This window comes from Xylophilus rhododendri, assembly GCF_009906855.1.
Classification (GTDB): Bacteria; Pseudomonadota; Gammaproteobacteria; order Burkholderiales; family Burkholderiaceae_C; genus Xylophilus; species Xylophilus rhododendri.
The window spans coordinates 1228972-1244940 of sequence record NZ_CP047650.1 but is presented as its reverse complement, the minus strand read 5'-3'; the positions used below and the strand labels follow the sequence as shown (position 1 = coordinate 1244940).

The window sequence follows — 15969 nt, the reverse complement described above, 5'->3', positions numbered from 1 at the left end:
GGGAGACGGATATGTCCTGGGTCATTCTTCTTGTTGCGGGCCTGTGTGAGATCGGTTGGGCTGTGGGCCTCAAGTACACCCACGGTTTCACTCGCCTCTGGCCGACGGTCGGGACCATCGCCGCCATGGCCGTGAGCATCTCCTTGCTCGGGGTGGCGATGCGTGAACTGCCCGTGGGCACCGCTTACGCGGTCTGGACCGGCATCGGTGCCATCGGCACTGCCATTCTTGGCATCTTCCTGTTCGGCGACTCCGCATCGGCCGCGCGGCTGGCTTGCCTGGTCATGGTCGGGGGCGGAATCATCGGCCTCAAGCTCGTTTCCTCTACATAGGGAGGCGATGTCCGCTATCGCGGGCCAGTCCGATGCCTGGCTCATGATGCCGAGCCGACCGTGGACGCCTTGAGGGCTTCGAGCGCCGGCATCAGCTCGGACGGATCGGGCCGCAGCGTGTAGTCCGGGTTGACCTCCGCATAGGCGATCACGCCGTCCTGGCCGATGACGAAACGCGCCGGCATGGGCAGCGTCCAGCTCGGGTCGCCGTTGAAGGCCGGCAGGTCGTTCTTGAGGCTCTTGTAGAGCTCGACCAGGTAATCCTGCATCGCGAAGCGCAGGCCGAAACTCGCCGCCACGTCATTACGTGCATCCGACAGGATGGGGAAGGCCAGCGCGTTCTGGCGCATCGACTTGCGGCTGTTCGGTGCCGTCTGCGGCGAGATGGCGACGAGGCTGGCGCCGGCCTCCTGGAAGCCCGGCAGGGCCGCCTGCAGCGCTTGCAGTTCCATGTTGCAGTACGGGCACCACACGCCGCGGTAGAAGCTCATGACCAGTGGGCCGTTCTTGAGCAAAGCGGCCGACGAGACCATGTTCCCGTCCGCATCCGGCAGGCTGAAAACCGGTGCCATATCACCCGCCTTCAAGGCGCGCTGTGCGGCGCCCGATGCGATGAGTTCGGCGGTCGCGCGGTGCATCGTCTCGATGACCGAATACGGCACGTTGTAGGGCGGCTTGCCGGCTTCGAAGTCGGCCTTGAAAGCGTCGAGTCTGGCTTGGAGCGTCATGGTGATTCCTTCGTGGATGATCAAGACGGTTCAGGCGGCAGCCGGCATGGAACGGGCGACCTCGGCGGCGCTGATGCCTTCGAGTGCCAGCCCGTAGCCGGCGCCTTCATCGACGATGCGGCGCAGCTTCTGCGTGAGGGCGATGCGGGTGTAGCGGCCGGTCAGCGGGGGCAGGGCGGCCAGGCTTTCGGCGATCTCCCGGGCACGCGGCAGCAACTGCTCGGCCGGCACGACTTCGTTGACGGCGCCGTATTCCTTCGCCGTCTGCGCGTCTAGTTGCTGGCGGGTCAGGATGAAGTACCGCCCCCGCACGCTGCCGATCACTTCAGGCCAGAGCAGGTTGACGCCGTCGCCGGGCACGATGCCGAAGTCGAAGTGCGGCTTGTCCTGGAACACGGTGGTGGGCGCGGCCAGCACGATGTCGGCCAGCAGCACGTATTCGGAGTGCAGCAGCACCGGCCCGTTGAGCGCGGCGATGACCGGCACCTCGATGTCGAGGATGTTCATCAGCACCTTCTTGCCCTCGCGGTAGATCTTGTCGTAGCCGCGCGGGGTGAAGAAGTCGAAGCCCTCGGGGCTGATGGTGTCCATGAAGGCGTCGCCCGAGCCGGTCAGGATCACGGCGCGGTTGTCGGGGTCGGAGCCGATCTGGTGGAACAGCTCGACGAACTGTTCATGCGTATGGCCGTTGAAGACCAGCTTGTCGCCGTCGGTGTGGAAGGCCACTTCCAGCACGCCGCTGGGGCTGCGGCTGAGGCGGGCGTTGCTGAAGGCGTTGCGGTAGGTGTCGAAGCGGGTCATGGTGATTTCCTAAAGGTGGGTGAATGAAGAGAGACGGGACGGGAGTTCAGTGGGTGGCCAGGGCCGTGACGCGGGCGACGGCGCGCTGACCGGTTGCGGCACCGCCGAGAGGCGCTTGAAGAAAGCCGGCATGGCCGAAGGCGTAGACCTGATTCATTTGGCTTGTTCGTCTGGGTTGCGATGGATGCAGTGTTCCTCTGTGATGAAGGGAATGGAAGATAGACTGCAGGCATATTCGTGATTCCCATTTGGAATAAATATGGACCGTTTTCAGGCCATGAAGACTTTTGTGCGGGTGGTGGAGGCGGGCTCTTTCTCGGCCGCGGCTCGGCTGCTGCACGTGGGACAGCCGGCGGTGTCGAAGACGGTGGCGCAGCTGGAAGACGAAATCCAGGTGCGGCTGCTGATGCGTTCCACCAAGCAGCTGACGCCGACCGAAGCCGGGCAGCGCTTCTACGAACGGGCCAAGATCGCCCTGCAGGAGGCCGATGAAGCGGAGCTTGCGGCGCGTGGTGCGGGCAAGGCCCTGACCGGGCAACTGCGCATCTCGGCTGCACCCACGTTCGCGCGGCTGCATGTCATACCGAGGTTGCCGCTTTTCCTGGCTGAGCACCCTGAGCTGTCGGTGGACTTGGTGCTCGATGACCGGCAAATCGACCTGATCGCGGAAGGCATCGACCTGTCATTGCGCATGGGCAAGCTGGCCGAATCGGGCGCCGTGGCCCGGCGGCTCGGACAGTCCGCTCGTTCGGTCGTGGCGACCCCGGCCTACCTTGCGCGTGCGGGCTTGCCCGCCACGCCGGCTGAGCTCGTCGGCCACGAAACATTGCTGGTCAGCCAGCCGACGCAGGCCTGGAGCTTCAGGCGCGATGGCACGGAGACCTCGGTGGTGCTCAGGGGCCGGGTGCGGCTGAGCGCCGCCGAAGGCATCCGGGCGGCAGTGCTGGCCGGCATCGGCCTGGCCATCGCATCGGACTGGATGTTCACCCCGGAACTGGCCGATGGCCGGGTGCTGCGCCTGCTGGCGGACTGGTCGCTTCCGGCCGTCGACCTGTGGGCCGTTTTCCCGACCGGGCGCATGGCCAGTGCAAAGGCAAGAGCGTTCGCGGGCTTCGTCGAAATGGGGCTGGCCGAGCGATCTTGCGGGGGTTGACGTAGCACTTTTCGCCTTGTGCTGCCCCCTGGGTCATGTCCGCCATGCAGCGGAAGCGGGCCTTATGCATGCCGCAGCCAGGGCGGCGAAAAAACTGGTTGGAACGGCCGCCGCGCCGCACTGACGGCTATCGCTGCATGGCGGACGTCCTTAGCGGTCACCGATGCTGTTCGGCGACGCGCGACTCGAGCCACATCCAGCACCCATCGCGACAAGCGTCAGCAGCACCGTGGAGATGGCGATGGCTACCCGAAAAATGTTGTGTCAGCGTTCCTCCGCCGTCCAATCGGGGCTGTAGCCTCCCAGTGTGGGGTGGTACATCTCGTCGCCCGTGTGCTGCGTGAAGTCGACGTTCAGGCGGTCCTCGCGCAGGCCCAGGTGCTCGATGCACAGGGCGCATAGGGCCTGGGCCAGCGCCATGCGCAACTCGGGCGTCCGCCCCTTGCGGATGTCCAGCATCATGAGCGCCACCGGCACGGCAGGAGCGTTCGGGTCCGGCATGCGCCAGACGCCGCCTTCGCCCAGCTCGCGGAAAGCGACGCTGATGCGGCGCACATCCACCGACATCATGTCCGCATAGGTGCGGCACATGGCCTCGGCCAGGCGCTGTTTGGTGGCGGTCGGGTAGTGCTCGTTCAGGTCGAGTTGCAGGTAGGGCATGGTGGGCTCCGGAGTCGTGCGGCAGTATCGGCTCAGGCCGGCACGCCGTAGCGTGGCGCCGGTGTGGCGTTGGCGAAGCGCGGTGTGAGGGCGCGGCGGTCTGCCTCCCATTGCATCCAGGCGGCTTCGTCGTGCAGGCCTGGAATCGTTACCAGCTCGCCCGCATCCAGGGCGGCCAGCGCCGCGTCCACGAGGTGCGCGGCCGACATGGTGATGGGCGACTCCTTCTGCGGCGCATAGCCAGCCACATCCCAGAACTCGGTCGCGGTGGCACCGGGCATCACCGTTTGGATGCGTACGCCCTTGTCAGCCAAGTCGCGCTGCAGCGAATGGCCAAAGGCCAGCACATAGGCCTTGGATGCGCCGTAGACCCCGTTGAGCAGTTCGACGGCCACGCCCACCACCGAAGCGATGTTGACGATGGTTCCGGCCCCTCGCGCCACAAAAGCCGGCGCGGCGGCGTAAGTCAGCCGGGTGAGCGCGGTGACGTTGAGCGCCAACATGCCGTCCATGGCCTCCACGTCCGCCTGCAGGATGGACGCCACCGAGCCGACGCCTGCGTTGTTGACCAGCATCGTGATGGACGCGTCGGTCTTCAGGATCGCCTCCACGCGGGCGAGGTCGGCCCTGTCGGTCAGGTCCGCCACGACTGGGGTGACGCTGCGCCCGGTCTCGCGGGAAAGTTTCTGGGCCAGTTGGCCCAGCCGCTCGGCGTTGCGGGCGACCAGTATCAGGTCATAGCCCCGGCGGGCGAGACGGTCGGCGTAAACAGCACCGATGCCGGTGGAGGCGCCGGTGACGAGGGCTCGGCCCAGGCTGGATGAAGTGGTCATGTCGTTTTCCTTGAAAGCGCCGGCGAAGGTCAGCGCATGTCCGGCATCGTCGCAACAGCAAGGAATTTCCTCAATGCCATATATCCAATGTTTTAGGACACGTTTTTCGTCCGCTGCGGCACAATGACCGCACGCCGCTGAAGCGGCGTATCCCGTTTGTTCCGGAGCCCGCCATGCACAGCGTCGCATTACTCGTCTTCCCCGGCTTTCAGTCCCTGGCGTTGGCCGTGGCCACGGCATTCGAATACGCCAACCTGGTCAACGGCGAGCCAGCCTATGACTTCGTGCTGGTCTCGGAAACAGGCGGCGGTGTGCCTTCGTCGCAAGGATTCGCCGTGCACACCGAGCCATGGAGTGACCGGGTGTTCGACACGCTGATCGTCAGCGGCGACAACGACTGCCGCATGCCGTCTGCGGCCACCATCGACTATGTGCGGGCATCGGCAGACCAGTCGCGGCGCATCGCCTCCATCTGCACCGGTGCCTTCGTGCTGGCCGAGGCAGGCGTCCTGGACGGCAAGAAGGCCACGACGCACTGGTTCCATGCCCGGGCCTTCCAGAAGCGCTATCCGCAGGTCCAACTGGACGAGGACCGGATATTCGTGACCGACGGCCAGGTCTGGACATCGGCCGGCATGAGCGCCGGCCTGGACCTCGCTCTGGCGGTGGTGGAGCGCGATCTGGGACGCGACGTGGCCCTTTCGGTCGCGCGCAAACTGGTCATCTACCAGCGGCGGGGTGGTGGACAGTCGCAGTTTTCGACGCTGCTGGAACTCGATGCCCGCTCGGACCGCGTCCAGACCGCGCTGGCGTACGTAAAGGAAAACCTCGCGAGCGATCTGTCCGTCGAGGTACTTGCCGATGCCGCACGCCTGAGCCCGCGTCAGTTCAGCCGGGTCTTCAAGGAGGAAACCGGGCAGAGCCCGGCCAAGGCGGTCGAACGGCTGCGGGTGGAGGCGGCACGGTTGATGATGGAGACCAGCCATCACCCGCTGGAAGTCATCGCGCGTGAAACCGGATTTGGTGACCGTGAACGGATGCGCCAGTCATTCCTGCGGGCGTTCGGGCAGTCGCCTCAGGCCATGCACCGTGTCTCCGCAGTTCGAGTCTAGTGACGCAGTCAATCATGCTGCCCACGTAAATGCCTAGACATGGCTTGAATCACGGCCTCCCCGTGAATTCGCACGAGTCCGCTTTGCAGCGATAACGGACGTCGCAAGCGAAGAAGCAACGGGCTCGCACCAGTCACCGACTCTTGCTGGAACTCAGCGCGGACACCAGCACCTGCATGCCTCGGCTGAGCGGCTTGTCTTGTCGCATGACCAGCCCGAGCTCCCGGGATAGTGCAGGATGCAACGCCCGGCTTTGCAGCCGTTTCATGTCTGCACCGCGCAAGGCCATCACGGGCAGGATGCTGCAGCCAAGGCCCGCATAAACCATCTCCTTGATGGCCTCGATGCTGCCAAGCTCCATCGCCGGCCGTACGCGCACGCCGGCGGCCAACAGCCAAGATTCCACCTGCAGCCTTGTGTTGCTGCCCGATTCGAATAGAACCATCGGAATGTCGGCGAGGTCTGTCGCCTTGACCGTCGCCGGCAAGCGGGCGGCCCCAAGGGAGGCCACCACGACGAAATCGTCTCGCAGCGTCGGTGTCACCGCCATGGTGCGGCTGGACACGGGCAGGGTCACGAAGGCCAGGTCCAAGGCGTTCAGCTCGACGCGGCGCACGATGTCATCCGTGTTCCCTGTGGACACCGCCACGTGCAGCGCAGGATGGTCGCGGCGGATGCGTTGGAGGATGCGGGGCAGCAGGTGCAGACATGCCGTCGCGCCAGTGCCTAGACGCACAGTACCGCTGACTCCTTCACCGTGATTCGCCACGGCCTCGGTTGTCTGGCGACCGGCTTCTAATAATGCGCGGGCATGGCCTGCCAGGGTGACGCCAGAGGGCGTCGGGCCGACCGTGCGGCCCACGCGCTCCAGCAGCCGGGTGCCCATCTTGCGCTCCAGTGCGCGCACCTGAGCGCTGACCGCCGGCTGGCTGACACCCAAATGCTGCGCGGCCGCCGAGAAGCTGCCGGTGTCCAGTACCAAGGTGAAGACTTCCAGTTGGTCGAGGGTGAACGGCAGACTCATACTTTTTCTTATACATCGAAGAAGCAGTGGCAACTTCTTTTATTTCATGCGCTGAAACACCATCGCGCCATGGAATGTTCATCCGCCCTTGAGAAGCCCGCCGCCGCGACCATTGTTGAGGCACGCACGTCGCATATCCCGGCCATTCACGCCATCTATGCCCACTACGTGCGGACGGCCATCTGCACCATGGAGGAGATGCCACCGAGCCTTGAAGAAATGCACAGACGCCACGACGCCTTGCGACGCGAAGGCTTGCCATGGCTGGTCGCCGCGGATGGCCATGAGGTGCTGGGTTACGCCTATGCCGGCCGCTACCGGAACCGCGTCGGCTACAGCGGCACGGTGGAGACCTCCATCTATGTCCATCCGCAGCACCAAGGCCGAGGGCTCGGGCCGCAACTTCTTGCGGCGCTAATGGCTGCATGCCGAGAGCTCGGTCTGCGGCAGACGGTGGCCGTCATCGTGCGTGACGAAGAGACCACCGGCTCCATCCGGCTCCATGAGCACCTTGGCTTCCGCAAAGCGGGCGTCTTCGAGCAGGTGGGACAGAAATTCGGCAGGAGTGTCGATACCGTGCTGATGCAGTGCGACTTGCGCCAGCCGTGAGTGCAGCGACCTCTCAGCCGGGTTGGCTGCCTTTGCTCTGCGTCACCAGGCTGTTCCAGGCCACCATCGCGGTGGCGTGGGCGGGGGTACTGCCCCGCGTAATGGTTGATTGGGGCCTGTCAGCATCCAACGCGGCACTGGTGCAGAGCGCGTGGCACCTGGGTTACCTGGTTTCACTGTTCGGCGTCGGCTTCATTGCGGACCGCGTCGGGCCTCGGCGTGTGTTTCTGGCATGCTGCGTACTGACCGCGTTATCGGCCCTGCTGTTTGCTGCCGGTGCGCGTGATCTGTTAAGGGCGAGCTTGCTCTACGCCCTGACAGGCCTGTGCGCCGGCGGGTGCTATAGCCCCGGGCTGCAGTTGCTGGCCATGAACGCGGCTCCGGCTCGACGTGGCCGTGGCGGCGCTGTCCCGAATGCGCCCTGACGAGCCACAGCGCGCCACGCAGGCCTACCCGGTGATACAGGCATTGCGCGACACCCTGCAAGACAAGCCCGCCATGACCGGTAGCGCCGCCTACGCCGCACACTGCTGGGAGTTGATGGCCCTATGGGCGTGGCTGCCTGCCTTCATGGCATTCGCCGCAAAGGGCGGGGGCATGTCGACCGCGCAGGGCATTGGCCTGGCTGCCGGCGCGCATCTCGTGAGCATGGCGGGCAGCCTGCTGGGCGGCGCGGCCTCGGACCGGTTTGGTCGAGCACCGGTCATGCTGCTGGCGAGTTGCGCGAGCCTGCTCTGCTCCTTCAGCTTTGGCTGGATGGAAAAAGTGCCCCTGTGGCTACTTGCTGGCTTCGGCGCGTGGTACAGCCTGTGCGCTATTGCCGATTCATCCGTCCATTCGACGGCGCTGGCCGATGTGGTGCCAGCCAGCCGGCTTGGTGCTGCCTTCTCGGTGCGCTCCGTCATGGGCTTCGGTGCCGGGGCTGTCAGCCCCTGGGTATTCGGGCTCGCCTCGGATTGGGGGCAGTCACATTTTCGCAGGCAGGGACTGGGTGGGCGTTGGCATGGAGCAGTGCCGGACTGGGGGCTCTCGCAGGACCTTGGATGATTCTTCGATTCCAGCGCCTGAGCGAAGGACAGAGGTAAAAATGACGCGGAACGGTTTCTCCTGGACGTCTGCGTCCGCCGCAAAGCGGATATCGCTGTTAGCAAGGTGCCGCTGTCTTCAGCTCGGCATCTTGCAGTCGCCAAGTCCCGGTGCCGGATCAAGATTCGTGACGCAAAGCGTCGATGAACGCACGCAACGCCGGAGCCATTTGCCTGCGTGACGGAAAGCAGAGGTGAAAGCCCGGAAATGGCGCTGACCAGCCCTCCAGTAATACCAGCAGTTGCCCTCTCCTGATTTCCTCGGCTGCGGCTTCTTCTATGGCGAAGGCGATGCCAATCCCTTCGGCGGCGGCACGCACGCAGAAGTCGCGGCTGTTGGCGATGAGAGGTCCACGAACCACGACATCCAGCGCCTGCGTGCCGTCCATGAACTCCCATCGGTAGGGCAAATCCTGGCCCGGCCAGCGCCAGCCTATGCAGGCGTGGTCAGCCAGGTCGCGCGGGGTTGCGGGGCAGCCATGGCGGGCCAGATATTGCGGCGATGCGAGCGCGACTTGCCGCAGGTCCGGCCCGAGCCGTATCGCGACCATGTCCTTCTCGATCACCTCGCCGACGCGAATGGCGGCATCGAAGCCGTCGGCCACGATGTCGACCACATGGTCGTCGATGACGAGGTCGAGCACCACCTCCGGATAGGCCTCGTGGAAGGCACGCAGGACCGGCGTGATGAAGAGGTCCACCGCCACCCTGAAACAGTGGATGCGCAGCACCCCGCGGATGTGCTTGTGGTGCTCCTTGGCGGCCTGCAACGCGCTGCCCAGCTCTTTCAACGCGGGCGCCGCGTTGGCGAGCAGTCTGGTGCCCGCCTCGGTCAGCGAAACACTGCGGGTCGTGCGGTGGAGCAGGCGGGCGCCGACCTGCGCTTCTAGGGCACGGAGGGTCTGGCTCAAGGCCGAAGGCGTCACACCCAGGCGCTCGGCGGCCCTGGCAAAACTCAGGGTGTCGGCGATGACGACGAAAGTGCGCAGCTGCGCGATCTCGGTTCCGGTGGGTAAGGTGGCTTCATTCATAAGGTCAGCTTAATGGCCAATGAAGAAATCGGGATATTCCGGAATTCTCCTAAGGAGTCGACAGTTGATGCCTTGCTTCGATCGAAGCCGACTCATGGAGAAAACAATGGACGAAACCGGCGTGGCGATGCCTCGCAGCTGGAGCCTGCAGGGCCGTGTGGCCGTGGTGACCGGCGCCGCGCGCGGCATCGGGCGGGCATGCGTGGAGCTGCTTCTGGCAAGGGGTGCGCAGGTGGTCGCCAGCGACCGCAACCCGGCGGTCCGGCTGCTCGAAGGGCCCCGGGTCGCGAGCTTCGTCGGCGATGTGTCGCTGGAGCAGACCGCCATCGACACCATGGCCCTGGCCCTGCAGCGTTTCGGGAGGCTGGACGTCCTGGTCAACAACGCCGGCCAGACCCTCAACAAGCCCATCGGCGCCACCAGCGTCCAGGATTGGGACCTGCTCATGGGTGTCAATGCGAGAGGCTGTTTCCTGCATTGCCGCGAAGCGCTGCGGCACATGCGGGCGCCGGGCGGCTCCATCGTCAACCTGGCCTCCATCGTGGCCTCGGTGGGCATGCCCGACACCGCGGCCTACGCCGCCTCCAAGGGCGCCATCGCACAGCTGACCAGGGTTCTGGCGGTGGAGCAGGGCGCGGCCGGCATTCGCGCCAACGTGGTCGCGCCGGGTGTGGTCGAGACCGACATCCTCAAAGACATCGTCGACGACAGCCGGGCCACGCTGGCGGGCTACGGATCGGTGCATCCGCTGGGCCGCGTCGCGCAGCCGCACGAGATCGCCGAGGTGGTCGCCTTTCTTGCTTCGCCCGCGTCGAGCTTCATGACGGGCGCCGTCGTGATGGTGGACGGCGGCTTCACCGCACTCTGAACCAGGAAAACCCATGGACAAATCGATCCTCATCGTGGCCGCCGAGCGCGGCCTTGGCCTGGGCATGGCCCACAAGTTCTTCGCCAGGGGCTGGCATGTCTTCGGCACGGCGCGCGAGGGCGGCGAGCTCGATGCCCTGCGCAGGGCCGGTGAAGCCGATCGTGCCCGGCTGGAGACCGGCACCGTCGATGTGACGGAAGCGGCGCAGGTCGCCTCCCTGAAGCAGCAACTGGGCTCGCGCCGCTTCGACGTGATCTTCATGAACGCAGGCATCTGGGGCCCCTTGCACCAGAGCAGCCGGGAGGTGACGCCGCAGGAGGTGGCGAACCTCATGATGACCAACACCTTCGGTCCGATCCGCCTGGCGCGGCAGCTGCTCGAAGCGCACCTGAAGCCGCGCGGAACGCTGGCCTTCATGTCCTCGCACCGCGCCAGCATCGGCCTGAACCGCGAAGGCGGGCTGGAGCTCTATCGCGCCAGCAAGGTCGCGCTCAACATGCTCGCGCGCGGCCTGCATGCGGAAAACGCGGCGAGCGGGCTGACGGTGCTGAGCATCCATCCCGGATGGGTTCGCACCGCCATGGGCACGCTGGACGGAACGGTCGAGGCGGAGATCGAAGTGGAGCCCAGTGTCGAGGGCATCCTGCAGGTGGTCGAACGCCACGCGGGAAGCGGCGACAACCGGTACCTGGATTACCAGGGCGCCGCCTTGCCCTGGTGAAACGGTGACGCCGATGGCGCCGGCAGCCCTGGCACTAGAATTTCGATGTCGAAAAAGGCAGGCCCGGTTTGGTAAGCCCGGGCCCTTTCCCTTCAGGGAAGCTCTGTTTTCCGCTTGCCCGGAGAACCCCACGACGAATAGCGGATGCCGCAAGGCATCCGTCGTTCGTCCGTGTGGTTCTCATGTCGCGAGCTGCTCCGGTCGAACGATCACATGGAGCAGTTCATGCACGATATTCCTCCCTATGACGTCGTCATCGCCGGCGCCGGTCCGGTCGGCCTTTTCCTGGCCTGCGAGCTTCGTCTTTTCCATCTCTCCGTCCTGGTGCTGGAGCAGGCCGAAGACCCGGCTGCGCCGCTGAAGCGCCTGCCTTTCGGCATGCGCGGGCTTTCGGTCCCGAGCGTCGAGGCCTTCTACCGGCGCGGATTGCTGGACGCGTTGACCGCCCAGTCCCCGCTCGTGCCGGCCGCGCAAGCGGGCCGGCAGGCGCGCCGTCCGGGTGGCCACTTCGCCGGCATCCCGTTCTTCGCGGAACACATCGACGAATCGCGGTGGGTGTATCGCCTCCCGGGCCCGGCAGCCAGCGGCATGGCCACGACGATGGAGCAGATCGAGACCGTGCTGGCCGCCCGCGCGGCGGCCACCGGAGTGGCCCTGCGGCGTGGTATCGGGGTCACCTCGTTCGAGCAGTCGGACCACGCGGTGACCATCCACACGGCGGGCGAAACCTTCAGGGCGTGCTGGCTGGTCGGATGCGACGGCGGGCGCAGCACCGTGCGCAAGCTCGGCGGATTCGAATTTCCCGGCACCGATCCCGAGTTCACCGGTTATTCGGTCGAAGTCGAACTGGCCGACCCCGACCGGCTGCCGCCCGGCCGCCACTACACGCCCTCGGGCATGTACAACCACCAGGCGCCCGGCGTCATCGCCATGGTCGATTTCGACGGGGGCGCTTTCCATCGCTCGCGGCCCATCACGCTCGACCATGTGCAGGCGGTCCTGCGGCGCATTTCGGGCACCGATCTCGTCGTGAACGCGCTCCGTCAGGCGACGAGCTGGACGGACCGCGCCAGTCAGGCCACGGCGTATCGCAGCGGCCGGGTGCTGCTGGCCGGTGATGCCGCCCATATCCATTCGCCGCTGGGCGGCCAGGGCCTGAACCTGGGCCTGGGCGATGCGATGAACCTCGGCTGGAAACTCGCGTCGGTCCAACGGGGCCACATGCCGGAAGCGTTGCTCGACTCCTACTTCGCGGAGCGGCACCGGGTGGGCGCGCAAGTGCTCGACTGGTCGCGCGCGCAGGTGGGTGTGATGCGGCCCAGCGCAAGCTCGCGCGCGCTGGAAGCCATCCTGCGCGACCTCATCGAGACGCCGGACGGCGCGACCTATTTCGCGGAACGCGTCTGGGGCACGGGGCTGCGATACCCACTCGGCACCGGCCACCCGCTGGTCGGGCGCAGCGTGCCGGATTTCACCCTCGACGACGGTACGCGAGTGGGACAGCAGCTCCGGAGTGGCAAGGGCCTTCTGTTGGACTTCGGCGCTGGCGCACCCTTGCGCGTATTCGCACGTCGCTGGCCTGGGCCGCTTATGTATCTGACTGCGGATGCGACAGGCAGCCTGGGGCTGGCCGCGGTGCTGGTCCGGCCGGATGGCGTGGTGGCATGGGCCAGCGATGGCAGGCCGGACGAGGCTGAGCTCGACAGCATTTGCATCCGGTGGTTCGGTGAAGGTCGGGCGATCTGATGCCCAGCACTCGATCGTCAGGAGCGGGTGAGGGCCGATCAGCGGGGATGGGGGAAATGACGTTCGGCGTCCAGTCCTACACACGACCCGCATCCACACGCCGCGCCGGGCCGTACACAACACTATGAGGATGCATAGCCACATGAAGAGCCGTAGCGCTGCGGCAAAGCTTGTGTCGCTTGTCCTCTTGTTCCCAGGTTTCAACCCGCCTGGGCCCTTCTATGTGCTTCTCATCCTTCCATTGGAGAGACCATGATTGACTTTCCCGATTCCCCCCTGTCCATGCTGAAGCGCCGTTCCGACAAACTCAAGGAACGCAGGATGTTCTTTCGCAAGACCAGTGGTTTCGCTGCCGGCGTAGCTGGCGGCGCGATTCTCACCGCGTGTGGCGGAGGCGGAGGCAACTCCGTGGCGGCCGATGGTCCGACCGACCCGGAAATCCTCAACTTCGCCTTGAATCTGGAATACCTCGAAGCGCAGTTCTACCTCTACGCCACGACGGGCGCGGGCCTGCCCGATTCGGCCACCACGGGCGCCGGAACCCGGGGTACGGTGACCGCTGGCGCGGCGGTGCCCTTCAGCGACCCCCTGGTCGCCGCTTATGCCAAGGAGATCGCAGCCGACGAATTGGCCCATGTGCTGTTTCTGCGGTCCGCACTCGGCAGTTCCGCGGTGGCCATGCCCAGCATCGACATCGGCGGTACCAATCCGAACGGGGCCTTCTCCAAGGCCGCGCAAGCCGCTGGCCTGGTCGCTGCCGGCACCGCCTTCAATCCTTACGCCAACGACATCAACTTCCTCCTCGGGGCCTTCATCTTCGAGGACGTGGGTGTGACGGCGTACAAGGGCGCATCGCCGCTCATCAGCAACAAGACCTACCTCGAAGCGGCAGCCGGCATCCTGGCTGCCGAGGCCTACCATGCCGGCCTGGTCCGGACGGTGCTGTACTCGAAGGGCGTGGACGCACAGACGGCGGCCGGAAAGATTTCCGACGCGCGAGACTCCCTCGACAACTCCATCGACGACGACCAGGGGATTGCGCCCGACGCGTCGGGCGCGTCGAACATCGTGCCCCTGGATGCCAATGGCATCGCCTACAGCCGCAGCCCGGGCGACGTGCTCAACATCGTCTACCTGAATCCGGGCGCGGTGAACAGCGGAGGCTTCTTCCCTGCGGGGCTCAACGGCAGCCTGGTTCTGAGCAGCGCTTTCGCATGACCCGCGCGGCAACCAAAGCGCTGTTCGTGCGACGGGGCGTCGGCCTCGCAGTGGTGCTGTCGGCTGCTGGCTGCGCCGTTGCGCAAGCCATCGGCTACTGCTTGACCTTCTGAACACGACGCCTTGGCGCCCAGGCCTCGCCATTCATGGCGAGGCCGCATCGGCCGCTTGCGCCGTCCCAGCAAGCTCGAAGCCATAGAGCCGCGCCGGGTTGTCCACCAGCACCGCCTGCCGGGCCGCCTCGTCCGGCACCGCCTGTGCCAGCAAGTCCAGCAGGTCGCCCGGGTTGGGCATCACGCCGCCGAAACTCACATGCGGCCAGTCCGAACCCCACACGCAGCGCCCGGGCCCGGCCTCGGCCAGGGCGGCGGCGAAGGCCACGGTGTCGTGGTAGGGCGCCGGCGATTGCGAGATGCGGAAGCCGCCCGAGAGCTTGGCCCAGGCCCCGTCGCGCACCAGCTGCAGCAGGGTGCGGGCCGCCTCGCCGCCGGCCATAGAAGGCCGCACATAACCCATGTGGTCGAACACCGCCGGCACCCGCAGGCGGGCGATGCGCGGTGCCAGCGCGGGGATCTGCGCCGCCTCCACCAGGAACTGCAGGTGCCAGCCCAGCTCCAGGCAGATCGCCTCGTACTGCTCCAGCGCCGCCGTGCCCACGCCGCCTCCGGTGGTGGTGTTCAGGCGCAGTCCGACCACGCCGGACTCCTTCAGCGCCCGCCAACCGGCCTCGGGCAGGTCGTGCGGTGCCACGGCGATGCCGCGCAGGCGCCGGGGATGCTGCTTCAGCGTCTCCATCAGCAGGCGGTTGTCGCTGCCGTGCACGCTGACCTGCACCAGCACGCCGCGGTCCATGCCGGTCGCATCGAGCATGCGCAGATAGGCCTCGGCCGGCGCCGGATGGGGCGTGTAGCTGCGCTGGGGGATGTAGCCCTCCGGCCCGACCACATGGGCATGGCAATCCGTCGCGCCGCGCGGCAGGGTGAAGCCGCGCGGCGGATGGGGCTGCGGATCCGGCGGCGGATCGGGCTCGGAAAGGCTGCGGCCGGTGGCGATGCTCATGTCCGTCGTCCTTTCATTCCGGCCGGATGCGGCCGGCCGCCACCATCTGGCGGATGAATTCGTTCTCGCCCTGCAGCAGGCGTTCGTAGTCGGCCGCCTGGCCCGGCTGCACCGCGGCGCCGAGCTTGGCCATGCTGGCCACGAAACCCGCGTCCTCCAGCGCCTTGGCGGCGGCCTTCTGCACGGTGGCGACCACCGCGTCGGGCGTGGCCAGCGGCGCGGCCAGGCCGAGGAAGGTGGACACGTCGTAGGGCTCCTTGCCGATCGAGGAGATCGACGGCACGTCGGGCAGGGCGGCCATGCGCTGGCCGAAGACGGCCAGCGGCAGCAGGTCGCCGGATTCGATGTAGGGGCGCGAGGTGGAGTACTGGTCCGCCGCCAGCTCGATCTGGCCGGCCAGCATGTCCTGCAGCATGGGGCCGGAGCCCTTGTAGGGCACGCCGTTGAACTGCACCCCGGCGATGCCCTCCAGCATCAGCATGGCCAGGTGGTTGGGTGTGCCCAGGCCGCCGTAGCCCATGGGAATGCCGCCGGGCGAGGCCTTGGCGCCCTGCAGCAGGTCGGCCAGGGTCTTGTACTTGCTGGACTTGCGCACCACCAGCACCATCGGTGTCTTGCTGACCAGGCAGACCGGGCGGGCGCTGTGCAGCCCGTAGCCCACCTTCACCAGATGCGGCGTGACCGAGAACACGCTGGTGGCCGAGAACAGCAGGGTGTGGCCGTCCGGCCGCGAGCCGATCACCTGCATCGCGCCGATGGCGCCGCCGCCGCCGGCCTTGTTGTCCACCACCACCGCCTGGCCGATGTTGCGGCCCAGCGCGTCGGCGAAGAGCCGGGCGACGAAGTCCGCATTGCCGCCGGCGGCGTAGGGCACGATCAGGGTGATGGGGCGCGAGGGATAGTTCTGTGCCCGCGCCAGGCCAGCGGCCGAGGTGGCGGCGGCCAGGGCGCTGGCGCGCAGCAGGGTTCTACGGTGCATGGCGGCTGTC

General features: G+C 66.5%; 18 protein-coding genes. 10 read left to right on the top strand and 8 right to left on the bottom strand.

Translation table 11 applies throughout. From position 1 onward, the window contains the following. Nucleotides 1–11: 11 nt before the first annotated feature. The gene (sugE, locus tag GT347_RS05525) at nt 12–332 is read left to right on the top strand and encodes a quaternary ammonium compound efflux SMR transporter SugE (protein ID WP_160551010.1); all 321 of its coding nucleotides are present in this window, start codon (nt 12–14) and stop codon (nt 330–332) included. A 41-nt stretch (nt 333–373) separates the two neighbouring features. Here the strand turns inward: sugE and GT347_RS05520 are convergent, their stop codons facing one another. Together GT347_RS05520 and GT347_RS05515 are read right to left on the bottom strand one after the other, a co-directional pair. Beyond that, complete coding sequence (locus GT347_RS05520) at nt 374–1060, bottom strand: peroxiredoxin-like family protein (protein WP_160551009.1); 687 nt, start codon at nt 1058–1060, stop codon at nt 374–376. 30 nt (nt 1061–1090) lie between these two features. After that, nucleotides 1091–1861 (bottom strand): enoyl-CoA hydratase/isomerase family protein, encoded by a 771-nt coding sequence (locus GT347_RS05515; RefSeq protein ID WP_160551008.1) that lies wholly within the window; start codon nt 1859–1861, stop codon nt 1091–1093. A gap of 259 nt (nt 1862–2120) precedes the next feature. On the opposite strand from GT347_RS05515, the gene GT347_RS05510 reads away from it, so the two are divergent. After that, complete coding sequence (locus tag GT347_RS05510) at nt 2121–3014, top strand: LysR family transcriptional regulator (protein ID WP_160551007.1); 894 nt, start codon at nt 2121–2123, stop codon at nt 3012–3014. Between the two features lie 264 nt (nt 3015–3278). Here the strand turns inward: GT347_RS05510 and GT347_RS05505 are convergent, their stop codons facing one another. Together GT347_RS05505 and GT347_RS05500 are read right to left on the bottom strand one after the other, a co-directional pair. Beyond that, nucleotides 3279–3674 carry a tautomerase family protein gene (locus GT347_RS05505; RefSeq protein WP_160551006.1) on the bottom strand — a complete coding sequence of 132 codons (396 nt, stop codon included), beginning with the start codon at nt 3672–3674 and terminating at the stop codon, nt 3279–3281. Between the two features lie 32 nt (nt 3675–3706). After that, entirely contained in the window at nt 3707–4507 is an 801-nt protein-coding gene (locus tag GT347_RS05500) for an SDR family NAD(P)-dependent oxidoreductase (protein WP_160551005.1), read from the bottom strand. Between the two features lie 173 nt (nt 4508–4680). Between GT347_RS05500 and GT347_RS05495 the strand changes: the two genes are divergently transcribed. Next, the gene (locus GT347_RS05495) at nt 4681–5619 is read left to right on the top strand and encodes a GlxA family transcriptional regulator (protein ID WP_160551004.1); all 939 of its coding nucleotides are present in this window, start codon (nt 4681–4683) and stop codon (nt 5617–5619) included. A gap of 133 nt (nt 5620–5752) precedes the next feature. On the opposite strand, the gene GT347_RS05490 is transcribed toward GT347_RS05495, so the two are convergent. Further along, a complete protein-coding gene (locus GT347_RS05490; protein WP_160551003.1) occupies nt 5753–6643 on the bottom strand; it encodes a LysR family transcriptional regulator in 891 nt (296 codons plus the stop codon). Between the two features lie 69 nt (nt 6644–6712). On the opposite strand from GT347_RS05490, the gene GT347_RS05485 reads away from it, so the two are divergent. The 3 genes from GT347_RS05485 (at nt 6713) to GT347_RS27410 (ending at nt 8299) form a co-directional block, all read left to right on the top strand. Continuing rightward, nucleotides 6713–7252, top strand: a complete 540-nt coding sequence (locus tag GT347_RS05485) for a GNAT family N-acetyltransferase (RefSeq protein WP_160551002.1) — start codon at nt 6713–6715, stop codon at nt 7250–7252. 101 nt (nt 7253–7353) lie between these two features. Next, the gene (locus GT347_RS27415) at nt 7354–7677 is read left to right on the top strand and encodes an MFS transporter (RefSeq protein WP_229722886.1); all 324 of its coding nucleotides are present in this window, start codon (nt 7354–7356) and stop codon (nt 7675–7677) included. Next, nucleotides 7649–8299, top strand: a complete 651-nt coding sequence (locus tag GT347_RS27410; RefSeq protein WP_229722964.1) for an MFS transporter — start codon at nt 7649–7651, stop codon at nt 8297–8299. Before GT347_RS27415 ends, GT347_RS27410 begins: the two co-directional genes overlap by 29 nt. 157 nt (nt 8300–8456) lie before the next feature. On the opposite strand, the gene GT347_RS05475 is transcribed toward GT347_RS27410, so the two are convergent. Further along, on the bottom strand, nt 8457–9368 hold the full coding sequence (locus GT347_RS05475; RefSeq protein ID WP_160551001.1) for a LysR family transcriptional regulator: 912 nt from the start codon (nt 9366–9368) through the stop codon (nt 8457–8459). A gap of 106 nt (nt 9369–9474) precedes the next feature. On the opposite strand from GT347_RS05475, the gene GT347_RS05470 reads away from it, so the two are divergent. From GT347_RS05470 to GT347_RS05455, 4 genes are all read left to right on the top strand, one after another. Continuing rightward, on the top strand, nt 9475–10236 hold the full coding sequence (locus tag GT347_RS05470) for an SDR family NAD(P)-dependent oxidoreductase (protein ID WP_195812400.1): 762 nt from the start codon (nt 9475–9477) through the stop codon (nt 10234–10236). Nucleotides 10237–10249: 13 nt separating this feature from the next. Continuing rightward, nucleotides 10250–10957, top strand: coding sequence for an SDR family NAD(P)-dependent oxidoreductase (locus GT347_RS05465; RefSeq protein ID WP_160551000.1), 708 nt, complete (start codon nt 10250–10252; stop codon nt 10955–10957). A 225-nt stretch (nt 10958–11182) separates the two neighbouring features. Next, nucleotides 11183–12703, top strand: a complete 1521-nt coding sequence (locus tag GT347_RS05460) for an FAD-dependent monooxygenase (RefSeq protein WP_160555229.1) — start codon at nt 11183–11185, stop codon at nt 12701–12703. 252 nt (nt 12704–12955) lie between these two features. Then, nucleotides 12956–13921 carry a ferritin-like domain-containing protein gene (locus GT347_RS05455; RefSeq protein WP_160550999.1) on the top strand — a complete coding sequence of 322 codons (966 nt, stop codon included), beginning with the start codon at nt 12956–12958 and terminating at the stop codon, nt 13919–13921. Nucleotides 13922–14065: 144 nt separating this feature from the next. Here GT347_RS05455 and GT347_RS05450 read toward each other — a convergent pair whose 3' ends face one another. Both GT347_RS05450 and GT347_RS05445 read right to left on the bottom strand, forming a co-directional pair. Beyond that, a complete protein-coding gene (locus tag GT347_RS05450; protein WP_160550998.1) occupies nt 14066–14980 on the bottom strand; it encodes an amidohydrolase family protein in 915 nt (304 codons plus the stop codon). Between the two features lie 13 nt (nt 14981–14993). After that, a complete protein-coding gene (locus GT347_RS05445; RefSeq protein WP_160550997.1) occupies nt 14994–15959 on the bottom strand; it encodes a Bug family tripartite tricarboxylate transporter substrate binding protein in 966 nt (321 codons plus the stop codon). Nucleotides 15960–15969: the final 10 nt, after the last annotated feature.

What these genes read in the sequence shown, in the direction of transcription:
- GT347_RS05515 (WP_160551008.1), bottom strand. Translation starts at nt 1,861, where the DNA reads ATGACCCGCTTCGACACCTACCGCAACGCCTTCAGCAACGCCCGCCTC.
- GT347_RS05445 (WP_160550997.1), bottom strand. Translation starts at nt 15,959, where the DNA reads ATGCACCGTAGAACCCTGCTGCGCGCCAGCGCCCTGGCCGCCGCCACC.
- GT347_RS05510 (WP_160551007.1), top strand. Translation starts at nt 2,121, where the DNA reads ATGGACCGTTTTCAGGCCATGAAGACTTTTGTGCGGGTGGTGGAGGCG.
- GT347_RS05490 (WP_160551003.1), bottom strand. Translation starts at nt 6,643, where the DNA reads ATGAGTCTGCCGTTCACCCTCGACCAACTGGAAGTCTTCACCTTGGTA.
- GT347_RS27415 (WP_229722886.1), top strand. Translation starts at nt 7,354, where the DNA reads ATGGTTGATTGGGGCCTGTCAGCATCCAACGCGGCACTGGTGCAGAGC.
- GT347_RS05455 (WP_160550999.1), top strand. Translation starts at nt 12,956, where the DNA reads ATGATTGACTTTCCCGATTCCCCCCTGTCCATGCTGAAGCGCCGTTCC.
- GT347_RS05495 (WP_160551004.1), top strand. Translation starts at nt 4,681, where the DNA reads ATGCACAGCGTCGCATTACTCGTCTTCCCCGGCTTTCAGTCCCTGGCG.
- GT347_RS05500 (WP_160551005.1), bottom strand. Translation starts at nt 4,507, where the DNA reads ATGACCACTTCATCCAGCCTGGGCCGAGCCCTCGTCACCGGCGCCTCC.
- GT347_RS05520 (WP_160551009.1), bottom strand. Translation starts at nt 1,060, where the DNA reads ATGACGCTCCAAGCCAGACTCGACGCTTTCAAGGCCGACTTCGAAGCC.
- GT347_RS05485 (WP_160551002.1), top strand. Translation starts at nt 6,713, where the DNA reads ATGGAATGTTCATCCGCCCTTGAGAAGCCCGCCGCCGCGACCATTGTT.
- GT347_RS05475 (WP_160551001.1), bottom strand. Translation starts at nt 9,368, where the DNA reads ATGAATGAAGCCACCTTACCCACCGGAACCGAGATCGCGCAGCTGCGC.
- GT347_RS05470 (WP_195812400.1), top strand. Translation starts at nt 9,475, where the DNA reads ATGGACGAAACCGGCGTGGCGATGCCTCGCAGCTGGAGCCTGCAGGGC.
- GT347_RS05465 (WP_160551000.1), top strand. Translation starts at nt 10,250, where the DNA reads ATGGACAAATCGATCCTCATCGTGGCCGCCGAGCGCGGCCTTGGCCTG.
- GT347_RS05505 (WP_160551006.1), bottom strand. Translation starts at nt 3,674, where the DNA reads ATGCCCTACCTGCAACTCGACCTGAACGAGCACTACCCGACCGCCACC.
- GT347_RS05460 (WP_160555229.1), top strand. Translation starts at nt 11,183, where the DNA reads ATGCACGATATTCCTCCCTATGACGTCGTCATCGCCGGCGCCGGTCCG.
- sugE (WP_160551010.1), top strand. Translation starts at nt 12, where the DNA reads ATGTCCTGGGTCATTCTTCTTGTTGCGGGCCTGTGTGAGATCGGTTGG.
- GT347_RS05450 (WP_160550998.1), bottom strand. Translation starts at nt 14,980, where the DNA reads ATGAGCATCGCCACCGGCCGCAGCCTTTCCGAGCCCGATCCGCCGCCG.